The 19524-nt window shown below is 44.7% G+C and carries 17 protein-coding genes; 8 read left to right on the top strand and 9 right to left on the bottom strand.

From position 1 onward, the window contains the following. Positions 1-91: 91 nt before the first annotated feature. Positions 92-805 carry a TlpA disulfide reductase family protein gene (locus EPX21_RS11545; RefSeq protein ID WP_134089849.1) on the top strand — a complete coding sequence of 238 codons (714 nt, stop codon included), beginning with the start codon at positions 92-94 and terminating at the stop codon, positions 803-805. Between the two features lie 123 nt (positions 806-928). Here EPX21_RS11545 and EPX21_RS11540 read toward each other — a convergent pair whose 3' ends face one another. Both EPX21_RS11540 and EPX21_RS11535 read right to left on the bottom strand, forming a co-directional pair. After that, a complete protein-coding gene (locus EPX21_RS11540) occupies positions 929-1324 on the bottom strand; it encodes a VOC family protein (protein ID WP_134089848.1) in 396 nt (131 codons plus the stop codon). A gap of 80 nt (positions 1325-1404) precedes the next feature. Beyond that, positions 1405-2154 carry a DeoR/GlpR family DNA-binding transcription regulator gene (locus EPX21_RS11535; RefSeq protein WP_134089847.1) on the bottom strand — a complete coding sequence of 250 codons (750 nt, stop codon included), beginning with the start codon at positions 2152-2154 and terminating at the stop codon, positions 1405-1407. A gap of 377 nt (positions 2155-2531) precedes the next feature. On the opposite strand from EPX21_RS11535, the gene EPX21_RS11530 reads away from it, so the two are divergent. The 3 genes from EPX21_RS11530 (at position 2532) to EPX21_RS11520 (ending at position 5210) form a co-directional block, all read left to right on the top strand. Continuing rightward, complete coding sequence (locus EPX21_RS11530; RefSeq protein WP_134089846.1) at positions 2532-3569, top strand: NAD(P)-dependent alcohol dehydrogenase; 1038 nt, start codon at positions 2532-2534, stop codon at positions 3567-3569. Positions 3570-3637: 68 nt separating this feature from the next. Then, positions 3638-4552: an AraC family transcriptional regulator gene (locus EPX21_RS11525; RefSeq protein ID WP_134089845.1), complete on the top strand. Its 915-nt coding sequence runs from the start codon at positions 3638-3640 to the stop codon at positions 4550-4552. Positions 4553-4724: 172 nt separating this feature from the next. Further along, positions 4725-5210, top strand: a complete 486-nt coding sequence (locus EPX21_RS11520) for an ankyrin repeat domain-containing protein (RefSeq protein WP_134089844.1) — start codon at positions 4725-4727, stop codon at positions 5208-5210. A gap of 97 nt (positions 5211-5307) precedes the next feature. On the opposite strand, the gene EPX21_RS11515 is transcribed toward EPX21_RS11520, so the two are convergent. Then, positions 5308-7494, bottom strand: a complete 2187-nt coding sequence (locus tag EPX21_RS11515) for a catalase (RefSeq protein ID WP_134089843.1) — start codon at positions 7492-7494, stop codon at positions 5308-5310. A gap of 12 nt (positions 7495-7506) precedes the next feature. After that, positions 7507-8061 (bottom strand): ferritin-like domain-containing protein, encoded by a 555-nt coding sequence (locus EPX21_RS11510; RefSeq protein ID WP_134089842.1) that lies wholly within the window; start codon positions 8059-8061, stop codon positions 7507-7509. Positions 8062-8501: 440 nt separating this feature from the next. On the opposite strand from EPX21_RS11510, the gene EPX21_RS11505 reads away from it, so the two are divergent. Then, positions 8502-9395 carry a bestrophin family protein gene (locus EPX21_RS11505; RefSeq protein WP_134089841.1) on the top strand — a complete coding sequence of 298 codons (894 nt, stop codon included), beginning with the start codon at positions 8502-8504 and terminating at the stop codon, positions 9393-9395. Between the two features lie 120 nt (positions 9396-9515). Here EPX21_RS11505 and EPX21_RS11500 read toward each other — a convergent pair whose 3' ends face one another. Beyond that, complete coding sequence (locus tag EPX21_RS11500) at positions 9516-10055, bottom strand: DUF4168 domain-containing protein (protein ID WP_134089840.1); 540 nt, start codon at positions 10053-10055, stop codon at positions 9516-9518. Between the two features lie 232 nt (positions 10056-10287). On the opposite strand from EPX21_RS11500, the gene EPX21_RS11495 reads away from it, so the two are divergent. Beyond that, the gene (locus EPX21_RS11495; RefSeq protein WP_134089839.1) at positions 10288-10950 is read left to right on the top strand and encodes a helix-turn-helix transcriptional regulator; all 663 of its coding nucleotides are present in this window, start codon (positions 10288-10290) and stop codon (positions 10948-10950) included. A gap of 68 nt (positions 10951-11018) precedes the next feature. Next, on the top strand, positions 11019-11951 hold the full coding sequence (locus EPX21_RS11490) for a hypothetical protein (protein ID WP_134089838.1): 933 nt from the start codon (positions 11019-11021) through the stop codon (positions 11949-11951). 67 nt (positions 11952-12018) lie between these two features. Here the strand turns inward: EPX21_RS11490 and EPX21_RS11485 are convergent, their stop codons facing one another. Genes EPX21_RS11485 through EPX21_RS11475 form a run of 3 tightly spaced genes read right to left on the bottom strand, consistent with a single transcriptional unit; the run spans position 12019 to position 17412 of the window. Continuing rightward, positions 12019-15159, bottom strand: a complete 3141-nt coding sequence (locus EPX21_RS11485; protein ID WP_134089837.1) for an error-prone DNA polymerase — start codon at positions 15157-15159, stop codon at positions 12019-12021. Between the two features lie 3 nt (positions 15160-15162). Beyond that, positions 15163-16665, bottom strand: a complete 1503-nt coding sequence (locus tag EPX21_RS11480) for a DNA polymerase Y family protein (RefSeq protein WP_134089836.1) — start codon at positions 16663-16665, stop codon at positions 15163-15165. Between the two features lie 3 nt (positions 16666-16668). Continuing rightward, positions 16669-17412, bottom strand: a complete 744-nt coding sequence (locus EPX21_RS11475) for an ImuA family protein (protein WP_134089835.1) — start codon at positions 17410-17412, stop codon at positions 16669-16671. A gap of 243 nt (positions 17413-17655) precedes the next feature. On the opposite strand from EPX21_RS11475, the gene EPX21_RS11470 reads away from it, so the two are divergent. Beyond that, the gene (locus EPX21_RS11470) at positions 17656-17904 is read left to right on the top strand and encodes a hypothetical protein (RefSeq protein ID WP_134089834.1); all 249 of its coding nucleotides are present in this window, start codon (positions 17656-17658) and stop codon (positions 17902-17904) included. Positions 17905-18026: 122 nt separating this feature from the next. Here the strand turns inward: EPX21_RS11470 and EPX21_RS11465 are convergent, their stop codons facing one another. After that, a complete protein-coding gene (locus tag EPX21_RS11465; RefSeq protein ID WP_134089833.1) occupies positions 18027-19109 on the bottom strand; it encodes an alkene reductase in 1083 nt (360 codons plus the stop codon). Between the last annotated feature and the right edge of the window lie 415 nt (positions 19110-19524).

Raw genomic sequence — 19524 nt, 5'->3', positions numbered from 1 at the left:
CCACATTCCAACAGGATAGCAATAGCAATTCTGATTGGAATTTTTTAGTTTTGGATGTAGCTAGCTAAGGGAAGACTACAAGATAACCAATATGGTAGACACCGTAGCAGATAAATATTTTGCCGAGTACGCCCAGGACTTTTCGTATAAATCAAATTTGAAACTTCAGGTTTTTAGAAACATCCTTCCCGAATTACTTCGCAGAAAATATATTGCATCAGAAAACCCGTTTAATGATTACCTGAAAGCGGCAAAAATCAGCAATGAGCTCGAGTCAATAAAAGCTGAAAACGACAGCTTAAAAGCAGAAATTGCCCTTCTGGAGAATCCCAACTATAGATTTGCTTTAAACAATAAGATCAATAAGGTCAGCCAGGTTTTTAAAGGAAACACTGCCACCGATTTTGAAATGAAATCATTAACTAATGAAGCCGTCAAGCTCAGCCATTTCAAAGGTAAAGTGATACTAATTGACGTATGGGCCTCCTGGTGCGGCCCATGCAAAAAACAGATGCCTATATTTCAGGCCTTACAGGATCACTTTAAGGAAAAAGAGGATATTGTATTGATTTCTTTGTCGATAGATGATAATTCGCAGGCTTGGGAGAGGTCGGTTAAAGAGCTTAAACTGAATGGTCATAACTATTTAATTGACCGTGCCCGGCTTTCGGCCTATTCGCTTTCTTCCGTGCCGAGAACAATCATTATCGACCAAAATTTCAACATATACGATGCCACTGCAGAACTAACAAGCAAAAAATTGATCGAAGAGCTTGAAAAGTTAAGGGAAGCTAAGCCTATCTAAAAATATTGCAGTTAATTGTCCCTTTAATAGATTTAGCTAGGCTTAAAAATCCGTAGCCGGCAGGCAAGCTAATTGAGTGCATGCGTAGTTCTAGGGATTGCATGTATCACAGACTGTAATTTACTACGCTGTAATTTCTATCCAATTACCGTCACAATCCGCAATAACGCTTTCATAATAGCCGTCACCTGTTGTTCGGGGTTCTCCTACAACTCTATAACCATCCGATCTTAGCAATTCGGTAAGTCTATCAACTTCATTCTTACTGCCAACTGAAATGGCGAGGTGGGCAAGGCCATACACCATGCCTCTATCGTCAAATTTGTTCTCCAAAACATCAGGTCGTTGCATAAGTTCTATACGGGTCGTATTGTTTTCTTCAAAAGACAGAAAGTAGGAGCAGAAAGATTTTCTTGGATTATTGTATCTTTCGTTACTTTTCATGTTAAAATATTTGCTGTAAAAGTTTCTTGATATTTCCAGATCTTTTACCCAGATTGCCACGTGATCTATTCTCATTGTTTAACTTTTTATATTAGTAAAAACCCGAGACTGAAAAGAAGCGGTTCTTTTACTATTTTGGTTTTATCAATATGCACTTATACTAATTGGATGTCCAGATTTCTGAATTCCTTCAGCTCATCATGGTCACTCGGAATGTCGGAAATGAGTATATCTATTTCACTCATATTTGCTGCTTTGAATGGTTCGGTCTTACGAAGTTTATTGCTATCGGCCAATACTATTGTCTTTCGTGAAGAAGCAATCATGGCCCGCTTAACATCACAATCGGCTTTAACCGTAGCCGAAACACCGAATTGATAGTCAACAGCACAGGTTCCCATAAAATAAACATTGGCGATAAACTGTGATGCCTCCGTAACGGTTTGTGCCCCAGTTGTAATTGCTGTTTCCAAATGATAAATTCCGCCGAGAACGACCAGTTCCACATTTGGAAATTGTTTTAGGATAGGAATAAGCTCCATGTTATTGGTTACTATCCGAACAGCAATGTCCCGAGGAAGAACTTTTGCAATGGCACAGATCGTCGTTCCCCCATCCATAAAAAGAGTTTGTCCGTTTTTTATAAATTTCAAGGCCTTTAGGGCGATGGCAGATTTTTCATCTGTCGAGAAAAGACTTCGATCCTGAAAGGAAAGTGGATCCTTACTCCGTAACATGGCACCGCCCTTGACCTTTGATAGCAGCCCATTGCGGTAGAGGTTATCTACATCCCTCCGGACGGTATCCTCTGAAACAGAAAGCAGCTCGGCCAATTTTTCATAGCTTACCTTAACTTCTTTTTCCAAAAGTTTTAAAATTATTTCGAAACGCTCTTCTTTTATCATAGCACCACTTCATTATTACGGAACATCTTTTCCCAACCGTCTATTACAGGAGCTTATAGTTTCTCATAGAAGTTTAAAAACCCGCAATTTCTCTTTACAACACCACCTTGTTTTGGCTTGCAATATTTTGCAAATTTGCAAAATATTGCAAGCCAAAACAAGACTAAAATTTTATTTTTCATGGCTTCTTAAATTATGAGTACAATTTTCTTAAAAGCCCAGAGGGCGACGCAGCTTGTTTTTTCATTTTGCGAGATATAAATAAGGTAGACCATTATATCGCTTGCGGTACAAGCTTTTGGACACACATTCCTCGGTTTTGGCAACTTTTATCTGTCGGGTTTGACCGAGCTTTGCCTCGTAGAAAAGAAAACAATATGATACAGGTAAGAGGATATGCAGCACCAGCAGTAAACGAAAAGTTAGCTCCGTGGAATTTTGAGAGACGTGAACTAGGCGCACATGATGTGCAGATTGAAATCATGTATTGCGGCGTGTGCCACTCTGACATTCATAACATCAAAAATGAATGGTATCCGGGAATTTTCCCCATGGTTCCGGGACACGAAATTGTAGGCAGAATTACAGCCGCGGGCGAACAAGCAAACAAGTTCAAGGTCGGCGATCTGGCGGGTGTGGGAACTTATGTTGATTCATGTGGGGAATGTGAAGATTGCAAACACGGGCATGAACAGTTTTGTGCGCAAGGAGTGCAGACTTATAATAATCTGGACAGAAACGGACAGCCAACTTACGGCGGGTACTCCAATACCATTGTCGTAGATGAAGAATATGTGTTCCGTATCTCCGAAAAACTGGACCTAGCAGCAACAGCACCTTTGCTCTGTGCAGGTGTTACGACTTATTCGCCATTGAACCGTTGGAAAGTTGGAAAAGGACACAAACTGGGCGTTGTCGGTTTGGGCGGGCTGGGGCATATGGCAGTAAAATTTGGTGTTGCTTTAGGAGCGGAAGTCACTGTTTTTAGCACGTCTCCCGATAAAGAAGAAGCGGCAAAAACGTTGGGCGCTCACCATTTTGTGGTGACTAAAGATGAGGAACAGATGAAGTCCGTTTTTCATAGCTTTGATTTTGTGCTCGACACAGTATCTGCCAATCACGATATCAATCCTTTAATTGGGGTTTTACGTACAAATGGCGTATATATCAATGTGGGATTACCGTCAAAACCTTGGGAAATTTCCTCCTTTTCTGTGGTAGTGGGCAATAAAGTGATTACCGGATCCGGGCACGGTGGCTTGCAGGAAGTTCAGGAAATGCTCGATTTTTGTGCGGAGCACAATATCGTTTCAGAAATTGAACTGATTGACATCAAAGATATTCAAAGCGCCTTTGAAAGAATGGAAAAAGGCAATGTCCGTTACCGCTTTGTTATCGATATGGCAACGTTGTAGTCATTCGCTCGTAGGTGTACGAAAGCTCAGGTGGTATATCTGCGAGAAAATTAAATAAATTTGTAATAATGAAAAGAAACGTCCCCTATAAAATCCAGTCGATTTCGGAATTACACGAGTTGTTCGATCTTCCTAAGCCGCACAACCCCTTGATAAGCGTAACCGATGTAAGCTTGTTCGATTATAAGCGGAATAAGGAAATATGGAAGCATTTCTACCAGGATTTTTATTGTATTTCCGTTAAGACGGGCAATAGATGCAAAATGAAATACGGACAACGATTGTTCGATTTCAATGAGGGCGTGATGGTGTTCACCAAACCTGGCCAGGTTTTCAGTATTCTGGAAACCGACGACTATCAAACAAGAGGATTCGCCCTATTTTTCAAAGCTGATCTGATACAGAGCCATCCGCTCGCAAAAAACATAAAAGATTATGGATTTTTCTCTTATAATCTGTCTGAAGCTTTGCATTTATCCGATTCCGAAATGACGATCGTTACCACATTGATAAAACAAATCGGACAGGAACTGAAGTCAAATATAGATACGTTCAGCCAAGATATTATTGTTTCGCATCTGGATCTATTGCTTAACTATTCCAACCGTTTTTACAATAGGCAGTTCATTACACGAAAACCGGCAAACGAAGAGATATTAGTTCGTTTGGAACAATTGCTTGGTGATTATTTCGATAAAGAACTATCATTGTCGGGTTTGCCAAGCGTTCAATATGTCGCGAAACAAATGGGTGTTTCCGTGGATTACTTAAGCGACATGCTCAGAAGCACTACCGGGCAGAACACGCAACAGCACATCCATAATAAACTGATAGAAAAAGCGAAAGAACTGCTTTCTACAACGAATCTTTCCGTAAAAGAAATCGCTTATCAATTGGGTTTTGAATATCCGCAATCATTCAATAAACTGTTTAAGAAGAAAACTGACATTTCGCCATTGGAGTTGAGGCAGGCGTTTAACTGAATTAATGCTCCCGATTCAATTTTTTTATACCGTTGGAAAGGCTTTGGCCAATGTAAATAGTAGCCGAGCGGGCAAACATTCACATGAAGCAAGCGTTATCAGTTATACTCATATGCGTCACCATTCATTGACAGATGAGTCGTAATAAGCCCAAATTTAAAATGTAAAGCAAATGAATGATTTAATTAATACGCTTATCAATGCAGCACGAACAGGAAACACGCAGCAGTTACAAGAGCTGATCGACAATGGCATAAATTTAGACGAACGAGACGGAAAGGGCTATACGCCGCTCATCATAGCTTGCTATAACAATCAATACGAGGCAGCAAAACTATTGCTTGATGCCGGCGCCGATGTAAATGCCCAAGATTACGGGGGAAATACAGCCTTGATGGGCGTGGCCTTTAAAGGCTATCCCGATATTGCCGAACTTTTAGTAGACTACGGTGCAGACTTAAATCTGCAGCATGGTAATGGCGGGACGGCCATTATGTTTGCCGCTATGTTCGGAAGAAATAACTTAGTTGATTTATTACTTAAACGCGGAGCAGATATAAGCGTCCGGGAGGTACGGGGGTTAACGGTACTTGACCTCGCTGCCCAACAGGGAAATGAAGAAGCGATCGCCATGATCGAAAAATATATCCCCGGTTAGGTGGATAAGTTGAGGCTGTTAAAAATAAAGGATAAACGAAATAAGGTCTCTAAATCAATCAGAGACCTTATTTTATTTAAATTTAAAACCTATAAATTTATGCGGGTACTAGTCGTGGTTTCTCCCGCTCCCAGAACCGGTGCATGGCAACAGCCTTTATAAACTGCTTTGCCAGCTTCTTTTGGTCGGCATCCACCACAATCCCCTCCATTAACGCCGTTTCCTCAGAAAACTCTGAAGGTAGCTTATTAGCAAAATAGGTAGCTTCTAACACCTGTAACGCCTGTTCATCTGCTGCAATGGCTTTGCAATGCTTAAAAGCTTCATTGAGGAAGTGAACAGCATTTGCCTCGGCTTCCAAGGTAGCCACGCTGTTCGTGCCGCCGGGGACGTAAACCGCATCGTATAAAACGGAAGCCGCCGTTAAAAAGCTTTCATCTACCGGTACTTCCTCACCGCCCTGACCAATAACCGCATTAAGTCGCGGCGCTATGACGTGGATCACCGCGCCTTCCGACATCAGTGATTCCTTTACCGTATTTACGGCCTGTTCGTCTACCCCATCGGCTACCAGAAAAGCTATTTTCCGCGACACTATACTATCTTTAATGGTATTCTTCATGCTCAAGGCTTCAGAACGCGCCAACGAAGATTCAACCTGTATGGGTTGATAGTCCGCCGGGTTGCCGTCCGCAGGTATACTGTGATTAATCGGCTGTTCGGGTTCTTGAGGCACCGGCAAACCGAGCGCATAAGCAACTTCAGAGGCGAGCCCTTTATCGATAAGGGACAGAATACCGATCATTCTTTGCCGCACTGCAACGGTTTTCACCTTGCCCAGTTCAAAAGAAAAGGCATCGATCATATGGTTTTTTTCCGGATCGGACTGACTGTTAAAAAACAGGCGTGCCTGACTGAAGTGATCGAAGAAACTCTTGCTTCTGGCCCGCACCTTTTTTGCGTCTATGCGCTCTTGATAACTGGAAAAGCCACCTTCGGCGACCTTCGCTTGCGCAGGATCTCCGTTTCCCAGGGAATTAGGGTTGTAGCTCGATTTACCTTTGTTTATCTGCTGTCGCATATAACCATCCCGTTGATTGTTATGGATCGGCACGATAGGCCGATTGATAGGAATTTCGTGGAAATTTGGCCCACCCAATCGGATCAATTGCGTATCGGTATAAGAGAACAGCCTTCCTTGGAGCAGCGGGTCATTGGTAAAGTCAATACCGGGTACGACGTGTCCGATATGAAAAGCAGCTTGCTCCGTTTCAGCGAAAAAGTTGTCCGGATTGCGATTCAGCGTCAGCTTACCTACCCGCCTTACAGGCACCAACTCTTCCGGAATTATTTTGGTGGAGTCTAATAGATCGAAGTCAAACTTGAATTCATCTGCCTCGGGAACAATCTGTACGCCAAGCTCCCACTCCGGAAAGGCGCCGCTTTCGATCGCGTCCCACAGATCACGACGATGAAAATCGGGATCTTTACCTGAGATATTTTGTGCTTCATCCCAAGCCACCGAATGTACGCCCAATAAAGGTTTCCAATGGAACTTTACAAAATGGGATTCCCCCTTATCATTGATAAAGCGAAACGTATGCACGCCAAAGCCTTCCATCATACGATAGCTGCGCGGAATGGCACGGTCGCTCATGAGCCACATGATCATATGCGCCGATTCGGGCATCAGCGAGATAAAGTCCCAAAAAGTATCGTGTGCCGAGGCTGCCTGCGGTATTTCATTATCCGGCTCGGGTTTAACGGCATGTATCAAATCAGGAAACTTGACGGCATCCTGAATAAAAAACACCGGCATGTTATTGCCTACCAAGTCAAAGTTGCCCTCCTGCGTGTAAAATTTAACAGCGAATCCACGAACATCCCTAGCTAGATCCGTCGATCCCCTTGAACCTGCAACTGTGGAGAAACGCACAAAAACAGGCGTTTCAGTGCTTGTGTCGTTTAAAAAATGAGCTTTAGTATATTCGCTCAAAGGTTCGTACAACTTAAATACGCCGTGTGCACCCGATCCACGGGCATGCACTATACGTTCGGGTATGCGTTCATGATCAAAATGCGTTATCTTTTCGCGTAGTATGAAATCTTCCATCAAGGTGGCACCACGCTCCCCACTTCGAAGTGAGTTCTGATCATCGTTGACCTTTACTCCCTGATTGGTTGTCATCAATTCTCCCGCACTTTGCTCCTTGTCAGGTTCGAGATTTTCGAGCTTTTTGTTGTCGACTTGATCTACGTTTTTGTTTATATTTTGTTTAGCCATGTGTTTAGTTTTTTACGCTTCATCAGCAGCTTCGTAGTTTACATCGTTTTCCGCTACGTCAGTCAATAGTTGATCTGCCGCCTTTTCTTCAATTAGAGTCTGTTCGAGCAGCTCGGCAACATCGTCCAACCCTAAAGTTACCGCCAACTGGTAGAGCCCGCCATAGGTAGCTATTTCATAATGCTCTACTTTTTGTGCGGCTAAAATAATACCGACATCCCGCGTTGCTGTTTTCGCTTCGGTGCTATTGATAATACCTTCTGCCTCTTTTGTGAGTCCTTCCATGGCGTCACATTTTTTAGCGATAGCCTTTTCGCCGAGTAAGTTAAAAATCTGTTCGAGCCGGGCTACATGCTCTATCGTTTCCTTTAAATGGCTTTCTATTGCGGTTACTAGTTTTGTAGAGGTAGACTCCTTTGCCATTTTAGGAAGGTTTTTGACCAAGTGGTTTTCTGCCCAGTAGATATCCATGATGCTATCCAAAAATAATTCCTTCAAGGCTGGTTCTGCTGTGACAGATGTTTTTGTTCTAAATTTGGGTTCTGTACCCGTGCCATTCTTTTTCATAGTTGTTTATTTTGTTAGCCAAATACTATTAGCGAATCTTTGTCTGAGAATACTCTATACAACTCACTATCACTAAAATTGTTTGTAACAATTAACAGCTGTGGTATCACGATTTTTACAATTCAGGATTTATAGGGAACCAACTTACCTATGGTATCGGAGGTCGTACGGGCCAACTTGATTTATCGGTTCTATTATGTTCGCCAAACCGATAATTTCGAGCAATTTACCTGTCACACATCCTTTATAGGCTTGCACAAAACTTCACACTCAAGAACTTAAAACGGTAAGATTTAGTCGCCTTATAACTTTCCGACGATTGACGCCCTCATTTGTTCTAATGCTATTCTAATAAAAAACACCTATTATGTTAGGGCTTAGGGCAAACCATAATACGGCTCTAGGAGTTTCTATAAGGTACTTAAACATAACATTAGAAAATGCTTACGAATACGAAAATACCAATCGGCTACATATTCAAAAAAATTCGTTTACAAATGGTTTATGTTATTATCATAGGCCTGATTGTTAAAGCTGTGGCTAAATACTTCATCGACGTGATTCCCCAAATGCCCATAGCTATACCAACTTTTATTGGAACCGCCATCTCTGTTTTATTGTCTTTCAACCTGAACCAGTCATACGACCGCTGGTGGGAAGCTCGTAAAATCTGGGGAGCTATTGTGAACGACAGTAGGAGTTTGGTTCTTCAATTGCAGTCTTTTGTGAGTCAAGAACAACAATTAGCCATTCGGCAGATCGCTCTCCGGCACGTTGCATGGTGTTATAGTTTAGGGCAAAACCTCCGTGGTTTAGATCCGAAAGAAAACATCGAAGGCTTAATTGACGAGGAAGATATGCGTGAAATGGATGCCCACAGCAATAAGCCTTTGGCGCTGTTGCAAATGAATGCTCATCAAATTGCCGATTTAAAGGCCGAGGGACATTTGACGGAATTTTACCATGTTCAGTTGAATACGACCTTGGTTAAGTTTTCAGACGCCATGGGGATGGCAGAACGAATAAAGAACACGGTATTTCCGGTTACTTACCGTTTGTTTCTTCACTTCATGATTTACGTCTTCGTTGTCACCTTGTCGATTTCACTCGGTGAAATCGACAGCATATACGAAATACCTCTGCTGGTAGTTATTTCCTGCTGTTTCTTACTGCTTGAAAGAACCGCAACGCATTTACAGGATCCTTTTGACAACCGTCCGACCGATACGCCGGTTACTGCTGTTGCGCGAACGATTCATATTAACACCTGTAACTTACTGAAGGAAGAGAAAGCACCTTCACCGTTAGTGCCGGAATCTTTTTATCTTCTTTGATGGCCTGTTAATGGTACTGATCGCGCGAACGTTCTGACGGGCGTTCAGTAAAAACAGAAAGGGGCAGTCTGCAATGAGACTACCCCTTTCTGTTTTCATTGTGCTTTACGGCTGGTTATACTATTGCTGTTCGACCTGCCCCCCTTCAACTTGCTTTTCCTTCATTTTCTTATCTAACATCCCGCGGACCTTCTCACTTTGCTGATAGGCTTGAGCAATCTGCATATAGGTTTCTACCTTTAAGCCTTCTTCCTCAACCGCCTTGTTCATCTCCCCTTCCAGTCCCTGCTGCATACCGTAAATCTGTTCCGCCGCCTTTTCGAATACAGCTACATCCTTTGGGTCTTGCTTGGCCGCAGCACTATCTGCCTTTTGCTGTGCTTCTGCTATCGCATTGAATTTTTCTACCGACATACCTTCCTTCTCAATGATTTTCACCATCTCGCCTTGCGCCTCTATTTGTATAGCCGCTATTTTTTCATTGGCATTGAGGAAACGATCGAGCTCCTCTTCGTTAAAATCTTCTTTTACCTGTTGTGCAGCTTGCATTTGAGCAGGCGCTTGGCCATATACAACCGAATTGGCTAAAACAGTCCATAGCAATGCCAATGTACCAAAAGCCATACCGTACGTTCTTTTCATTCTCTTAAATGCCTTCATTTTTCAATATTTTAATAAATGTATCTATATATTATAACGTGAGCATGTGATATTATTGCCCGTCTGCCTAATTAAGGAAAGAAGCCAGCGCTAAGAACTGTGGCGAATTCGTTGATTTTTTAGAGAATTCAGTACAGTGATATTGATATGAAAACAAAAATATAATATCTTAAGAGATCAAACGGAACCCTTTAAAAACACCCGTTATACGCTAAGTAAGATATGGAAAACAATGAAACTGCAAGATAAAATTATCGAAGCACGAAACCGGTTAGGAATCACGCAGGAAGAGCTGGCGGAGATAGCAAAGGTTAATGTCCGCACGATCCAACGAATTGAGAAAGGAACCGGTGCACCTAGAAAGTATACTTTAAAAGCTATTGCAAGTGCGCTGGACATCCCTTATCAAGCACTCTTATCGAATAGCCCCACCCTCTCATCAACAGCGGACGAACAATCAGTTTCTATTTCCCAAACAGTAACGACAACGAGTCTTCTTGTCTCGTCTACCAATGGCTTCTCACAACTTGAAAATGATACGGATTTTTTACAGACGCTGTGTTTATCATGCTTCAGTTTTATTGTAATACCATATATCCATTTTTTATTGCCTGCCTATTTTATCAGAAAGCGGCAAGGACTGAACACGGGCCACCTTGCTCTTGGCAAACGTTTAATTAAAATTCAAATCTATTGGGTGATATGCCTACATCTGTTCTTGTCCGTTTCACTGATTTACAATACTCTTCAGGTACGTTATATCGGCAATCATCATTATTTAGTGGATTATACGTGGATTATCTTTACAATGTATTTGATTAATACGGTGGTTATAAGCCTTTATATACTTCGCATAAAAGGTTTAAATAAAGCGCTACATCGGCCTTATACCTAAATGTCGGGAAAATGTCGGGTGCGCACAGACGTCCTTAAACTTATATTAGCGGGATCAAATCACACGTCATGAAAATTTTGTGTTTACTTTTCTCGCGATCATTGCTATTGTTGATCGTTTGGATTTTGGGTATCGGATATACGAAAGCACAACTGTATCTAAGTCCAGAACAATCCTGCCGAACCACTTTTATTTGGCGAGGCGATACCATCAATGGCCAATGGGAACCTTACGCAGCCATGCTTGTTCCGGTAGGATTGAACTCGTATCCAAAACAGCTTTATATGCAATTCGATCTAGGCGCTCAGGCGTCATTGTTTTATCACGAACCTTTGCAGGCGATCGCTGAAAGGTATCCAGCAGCTCTGCAAAAGGTAGATTCGACTCTTTATGTTTTTAACCTCGGTATCAATACGACAACAATCTCGGCAAAGAACATAGCTATAGAAAACGGCGGGGAAGCAAACGGTGATATAATCGGTACGATCGGTGTCGATTTCATCAAAAACCACTTAATCGTAATCGACTATCCACAACAAGTACTGCATATTGGAAACACCTTGGCTCAACACTATGCTGCTCCCGATAATTGGACAGATTTTGAATTCCTAGGTAACCGAATACTATTACCGGGGATCATCCAAGAAAAGCAGCGATTGCTTTATTTCGATTCGGGATCCAGTTCATTTGAGTTAATCACGAACAAAGAAAGCTGTAAGCAGCTGGCACAGCCACAAACACAACCGCAAGTTTATACCGTTCAGTCGTGGTACGGATCGCTAACAGCACACACCTATCCTACCGATGAAGAGATAAGCATTGCAGGAAAAAGTTTAGCTATTGAACGCGTTACTTATATGGATGGAGCAAACAAAGAGATGCAAGCGATCGAAGCGCAGTTGCAGCATATAGGAATTGAAGGCATGATTGGCAATAAATTGTTCTTAAATTATCGCCTTTGGATCAATATGCAAGATAAGAAATTTGCACTTACGCAGTAATTGATATGGGCACTTAAATATAGCGCGGCTGCTATGAAAGACTTGGGCTTAGACGAGCTGCGAATTTCTATTTAAAATTCCTCCCTTTGGAAAATACGTCCTGTATACCTTCGCCCTTCGACACTGATAACTGCTGTAACAGGCTTGACACATCGATGCAGCGCTGGGCGACCACGTGGATAACCTCACCCTCAATCTGCAAATGACCTTCGGCCATCAACAGCCGTGAACGGAGGATGTCTTTGCGGCACTTATCAAAAACCTTACTCCAAACCACGACATTCGCAAAGCCCGTTTCGTCTTCGATGGTAACAAACAAAATGCCTTTGGCCGTTCCCGGCCGCTGCCTCACCGTAACCATACCGCAAACCTTCACATACATGCCGTTTTTCATAGCGCCTAGCTTTTCTGTGGGTGTTACCCGTAACAGATCCAGTTTCTCCCGTAGAAAACTAACGGGGTGTGCCTTGATGGATAGCGATGTGGTAGCATAATCTTGGATAACCTGTTCGCCGGACGTCATCAGGGGTAACTGAATCTGCCCTTCCTTGGTGGTTTCCGAGGGCTCTCCCTCGAACAAGGCAACAGGCCTATCCGCCAGTGCAGCTATCTCCCAGAGCGCTCGTCTGCGGTCGATGCTCAACGAGCGGAAAGCATCGGCATCGGCAAGCCGCTCCATTGCCGCAAGTGATACGCCTGCATCAACTAAGGCCGTAATGGAAGAATAGCCCTGCCCCCTCGACTGCACCAAGATATCGGCATCTTCTTCACCCATGCCCTTGATCTGCCGAAAACCAAGCCGGAGCGCGTGAAGCTTGCCCACCTCCCCTTCTAAAGTGTTATCCCATGCTGAATAATTCACATCAATAGGACGTACCTCGACCCCATGCTTGCGGGCATCGATCACGATCTGCGCCGGCTGGTAAAAGCCCATCGGTTGGCTGTTCAGCAATGCCACAGCAAAAATGTCAGGATAGCGATACTTTAACCAGCAGGAAATATAGACCAGCAGGGCGAACGACAGAGCATGACTTTCTGGGAATCCGTAACTTCCAAAGCCCTCCAGCTGTTTGAACACCCGACCCGCAAACTCCTCGGAATAACCTTTTTTAACCATGCCATCTACCATCTTCTTGCGGAATGCCGACACCTGACCCTTCGCTTTGAAGGTAGCCATGCTCCGCCGCAACTCATCGGCCTCCGCATGAGTGAAGCCCGCAGCGACAATGGCGATTTCCATTGCCTGCTCCTGAAAGAGCGGCACGCCTAGGGTCTTTTTGAGAATATACTTGATTTCTTTAGACGGATAATCCGCTGGCTCTTCGTGATTGCGACGACGTAAGTAGGGATGCACCATGTCGCCCTGGATTGGGCCGGGCCGCACAATAGCGACTTGGATGACCAGATCGTAAAACTTCTCTGGCCGTAACCGCGGCAACATGGACATCTGCGCCCGGCTTTCAATCTGAAATACGCCTAAGGTATCGGCATGGCTGGCCATCTCGTATACCTTCGGGTTGTCCTGTTCTATATTCGCCAACGTAAGGTCCTGCTCATAATGTTGCTTAGCCAAGGTGAAGGCTTTGCGGATACAGGTAAGCATGCCCAACCCGAGCACATCCACCTTCAGAAAGCCGAGCGCTTCTAGATCGTCCTTGTTCCACTCCAGGTTTGTGCGGTCTTCCATCCGCGCATTGATAATAGGACAAAGCTCATGCAGATTACCTTGGGTAATAACAAATCCACCCGTATGCTGCCCCAGCTGACGCGGGAATCCCATGTATTGAAAGGTCAGGTCGATCACTTTCCGGAGATGTGGATCTTCGGGATTGAAGCCATGCTCCATCAGCTGTTTTTCGTCAAGTGTATCATCCCAATGACTGCTAATGACGCCTGATAAGCGTCCTACCACATCCAACGACAGTCCCATCGCCTTGGCCACGTCACGTATAGCCCCTTTGGCACGCACTTGGGTCACCGTCGCCACAATGGCTGCGCGATGACGGCCATATTTTTCGTAGATATACTGGATTACCTCCTCGCGCCGTTCATGCTCAAAATCTACATCGATATCAGGTGGTTCATCCCTTGCATCCGACATAAAACGGGCGAACAGCAGGCGGAATTTAGCAGGATTCACCGAGGTGATACCGAGACAATAGCAAACTGTAGAATTGGCGGCCGATCCACGCCCTTGGCAGAGGATACCCCGTTCGCGCGCAAAGCGCACGTAGTCGTGCACGGTCAGGAAATAGGAAGCATAATTTTTCCGTTTAATGAAGTCCAGCTCCATATCAATCGTTTCCCGCACGGCTTGAGGAATATTTTCGCCAAATCGCTCGCATGCCCCTTCCCATGTCAGTTGCACAAGCTCTTCCTGCGGTGTACGGCCATCTGTAGTAAGTTCTTCGGGATACACATATTCCAGCTGGTCCAGCGAAAAGCGACAGGCATTGGCTATTTCCGCTGTGCACTGAATCGCATCAGGATATGGCCTAAACAAGCGTTTCATCTCCTCAATCGGTTTCAGGTAACGCTCCGCATTGGGATGCAGCCGAAAACCCGCGGTCTGTATGGTACATTTCTCCCGGATGCAGGTCAGGATATCTTGCAATTGTCGCCGTTCAGGCGTATGATAGTGCACATCTCCAAGTGCAACCATACGCATATTCAGCTGCTCACATAGCTGGTTCAACCGAAAAAGCATTTTTGCATCGTCTCCCCGGTAGCTTCGTACAGCGCCGAGGTGGAAGCTATCGCCCAGCATTTCCCGATATTCCCTCATATGCCCTGCATATTCCATATCCAATTCAAAAGAAGGTGTCAACTTTTCGGGCGGTAGCGCAACGAATAAGATGCCTTTACTATGTTCGTAGACATCGGTTTTATAGAGGAGGCATTGCCCTTTTTCTGCACGCCTGTTGCCCTTGGTAAGTAGGGTCGATAAGCGTCCATAGGCTTCGCGATCCGTTGGATAGGCCAATAGGCTCGGTCCGTCCAGCAGATCAATACGGCAGGCGGGAATGAAGCGTACGCCGTATTTCTTCGCAGCGACATGTGCACGAACAATCCCTGCAAAGCTATTCCGATCCGTAATAGCCAACGCTTCATAGCCCAGAGCAGCAGCCCGCTCCACCAGCTCCTCGGGGTGTGAAGCCCCCCGCAGAAAGCTGAAATTTGTTGTTACCTGTAGTTCTGTATATCCCATAAACTATGCGAAAAATCCATGCAGAAACCACTTATCGAGACGGTCGTCTCCGTAATGACCGGATCGGTACAGCCAATAGCGCCGGCCTTTATCATCCTCCACAGCATAATAATCCCGGTGTTCTCCCTCATCCATCCACCACTCTCGCTCGATGCGTTCGGGCCCGTCTGCTTTCTTTATTGGATACACCTCGCCCTTATAGCGGAAAAGCATGGGCGGATAATCCGGTATAGGCGCCGCTACCGTAATCGGTTCTGGTACAGCCAATAACCGAGTAGGTCGTGGCCTATCTAGTTGCCAATTAGAGGCGGGCTTTTCGGTAATAGATGAAGCCGCTGTAATCGATCGTTCCGGCCAATAATGCTCCTCGGGCAGATAGCGAACAATTTCACAGGAGCTATCGCGGCTTTTCAGCCTATCCAGCAGTTCGGCTACCTCCGTATTCTCCAAGCCTGTCTTCCTACTCCACATCGCTTCCTGCACCGGATCGGCATCCTCCACCTTTGCTGCTTCCAGTATAAACAGTTCAATTCCCAAGGCAGGTTCAATCTGTGGTACTTTCAGGGCAAAGAGCTTGAAGATATGTGGCACATTGGCCGTGGCCCGACTGGTGCCGATGGAAATCTGTTCCGTTCTGCCATCGAGGCGGTGACATTTTAGGATTGCTTCACGCAAGCCTTTCCCTTCACCAGACAAGCGCTTGCATAGCGCATCTAACAACTTTTGGAGAGCAATCTCGATCCCTTTATCCGTACTTATAGGCTCCAGGCACGGCAGGCGCTCTTCATATGGAGCGATAGGTTTCAGCGGCAAGATGAACTCCTCTTCATAGCCCACAGCCTGTCCCAGTCGCAATAAGAGGCCGTCACCGAAGCGCCTGCGCAGTGCAGAACGGGGCATGGTTGCAAAACTGCCGATGGTTTTCAGTCCGAGCTTATGCAAGCGCTCCACCGTATCTTCGGCTAACCTGAGTGCCGAAGGTGGCAGCGGCATCAGGCTTTCTAGTTGGTTGCCGCTTTCAATAATGGGTGTTACCTTGCCGTAGCGTGCCACCGCCCAAGCTGTACCAATGGTATCAGCAATGGCCATGCGCGTATCATAGCCACGCTCCCTTAATCGCGTGACAATAAGTTTCAGGTACCCACACTCACCGCCCCACAGGTGGGCGCAGCCACTAATGTCCATAATCAGTCCGTCCGGTTCATCCATAGCCACCACAGGCGTGAACCGCACACACCAATAACCGATGGCCTTGAGCAGTTTACCAGCTAATCCCGGCCGCTCATCGACTACTTCGAGTGAAGGAAGGAACGCCTTAGCGTCGGCTACCACCATGCCCTTGGCAACGCCTTGTGCCTCGGCTGGGGAATTGGCAGCGCTAATGACCATTCGACCATAAACGGGCGTAGCAAAGACAAAGGGAAGATGCTGCAAGGCTGGTCTGCGGATGGTCAACCAGTCGGTAGTCAAATGTGGAAACCATAGGGAAGCAAAGCGTTTTTTCATAACTCATCCTATTTTGCGATCCCGTTGCAGCGGTACCCTTGGCCGGGCCTCCCCCGTTATCGGTACGAAACCTTCAGCAGACCATTCTATTTGCCATTTACCGGGATTGCCATTGCGGACCTTCAGCAGCTCCACCTCCCAACGTGGGAATCCCATGCCCGGCATCCCATTTTCCAGATGACTTGATATGGGCCTTATCCGCCAACGGGCAGTGCAGGCGGTAGCATCGATGGTATGAGGATGATGGCGGAGCACAAAACCTGTTACCCGGCTCTTTTCAACTGCCAATTGCAGACGGCGCGATTGCATAAAATCCAATCCATGCAGCTCGGCAATGACCGCTGTAATCCCGCTGCATTTGAGGGCCTCTTCCATTGCCCATAATGCATCTTTCTCCCGGTTCATGCGCACAAAAAGTATACGATCGGGCTGCTCCACTCCAAAAGCTTTCACTGATGGCGGAAATAATACCATTGCCGTGCTGATCCACAGACAGACACCGCCATGCTGCATAAGCGAGGCTAAGAGGCTACCGATGAAACCGCTCGAAGCGGCCGCATCCTCGCGTGACATGCTGATAAATTCGTGAACGCTTCCTGTTGGAAATACACCGTTCGGGAATGCCCGTTCCACAGGTCCGAGGCCCATACGCTTCTGGTGGATTTCCGGCGGTCTGAATCCCTGCCAAAGCAGCATATCCTTTTTCAACCTGCTTATTATCGCACGTTTATCTTCTATAGCATCCATACTTTACACATTTGGGACAACAAATATATTACTAATATATTTAGTAAACAATGATAAATACTATTTTATTTAGTAAAAACTAATCGATTAAAAAAGGCAATCACTATAAATGCCTGCAGCGGAAATGCAGTTTCGAAACCATATTGAAGCCAGCATTAGCTATTGGCGCTATATCAACAGACGAAAGCAAATGGCATCACTTTTTGCCTGTATAATAGTTAATCGTTATTGACTACTCCCGATATGGCGTTGAATAGAACGTTCGCTGTTTCCAAAGTCCACAGCTGCGAGAAGGCTATCGAAGAAGCAAAGAAATTGGGATTAACCGGAAACAATTACTACCATAAACTAATGGGATATCTATACAGTGGAAATGACATCAATAATGCAATCTGCCATTATAAACGGACCCTCGAATTGGCCAAGTCACAAACCGAACAACAAAGCCTGAAAAAAGAAATTAAGCGACTAAAGAACAATGATAACGGTTAACAGGGTTGTTTGAGCAAAAATACTGGTAAAATGCCCTTCATTCGCCAAAGATTAGCGAATAAAAGGGCTTTAGGTAAATTTATCTGTAAGATTTACGTCCAGTGTGATACAAAAAAATTGTATTACTCATTCAGAAATGGATAATCAATATATCCTTGTGTCCCGCCTCCAAACATCGTTGCCCTGTCAGGCTGATTAAGCGCTTCATTTAATTCGAATCGCTTTGGCAGATCAGGATTTGCTAGAAAGAGGGTGCCGAACGAAACAAGTTTAGCTATGCCTTTCTCAAGTTCAGCTTCGGCAGTGGCTTGGTCATAGCCTGCATTAGCAATAACGGTTTGCCGTATCATCCTACCGAACAAATCTAATTCATCATCTACCGGATAGTGAGAAGGGGAAGGGAAGTGTGGACTGCGCCTCATCAATTCAACATAGGCAAAATCCAATTTGTTAAGCTCTTTAATCAAAAATGAGTAGGTACCAACTGGGTTATCCAAAACCATATCGCCATATGGATGAAAAGGTGAAATTTTGATTCCAACCTTATCGCCACCAACTGCGCTGATCAATTCATGCATTACTTCCAAGATGAAACGGGCTTTTTTTGCGATGCTGCCACCGTAGTCATCCCTTCTTTGGTTGGCACTTTCCGCCAAGAACTGACTCGGTAAATAGCCGTTTGCAGCATGAAGTTCTACACCGTCAAAACCGGCTTCCATGGCATTTCTGGCAGCTTGTCCATAGTCCCTTATAGTTTGTTTGATTTCAGCAATGGTAATTTCTTGAGGCGTTTCATAGTCTTTTAGGCCTTGTGAGGTAAAATGTTGTGCACCTTTTATAGGTAGTGCAGAAGGAGCAAGCGGCAACCTGCCCTCGCGATCAACCGAATGCCCAACACGGCCTGTATGCCACAGCTGGGCGATAATAAGGCCTCCCTTATCGTGTACCGATTTTGTGACTTTTTTCCAAGCTTCGATTTGTTTGTTCGTGTAAATACCAGGCGTAAGTGGGCTACCTGTCGCGTCTTCGCTGATCCGGATAGCTTCTGTAAATATTAGCCCCGCACCAGCTCTTTGGGTATAATATTGGACAGTCATATCGCCTATTATACCGTTTATATCTGCCCGGCTTCTAGTCATTGCGGACATTACCATTTTATTTTTTAACGTTAGGTTTTCTAACTGTGTTTTTTCAAGTAATTTCATGATACTTTTATTGAGTATTGTAAATCATTTCGATACAAGGATGTCGAAATAGAAAAACTGAATCAGTATTCAGATCCTCTATCATGATTAGGATTGTTTGTTATAAAATGGCAGGTAAACTTCATTTACAAAACTTTCCGCTGTTGTTGGCGTAGTGGCCTGATCGTTCCTCTTTTGATAATTCATAAAACCGGTTTTAATTGCAGCTCCCATTTCGATCAGATTATCGGCAAAGTCTTCTGAAAAACCGTTGCTTAGAAATGTTTGCTTTACTTGTGCTTCAGGAAACTGTATATAGGACAACTCAGGATTGCCAATGGCTTTACCGATGATGCGTATCCACCCTATGGTCCACGTCTATGAATAGTGTTATGTTGTTTCTAGCTTTGCTGTATGAGCAAAGAAGAAAAAAGAT

The sequence above is a fragment of the Olivibacter sp. XZL3 genome, from assembly GCF_004368405.1.
Classification (GTDB): Bacteria; Bacteroidota; Bacteroidia; order Sphingobacteriales; family Sphingobacteriaceae; genus Olivibacter.
The sequence above is the reverse complement of the archived record's forward strand: the minus strand, read 5'-3'. Positions and strand labels throughout refer to the sequence as shown.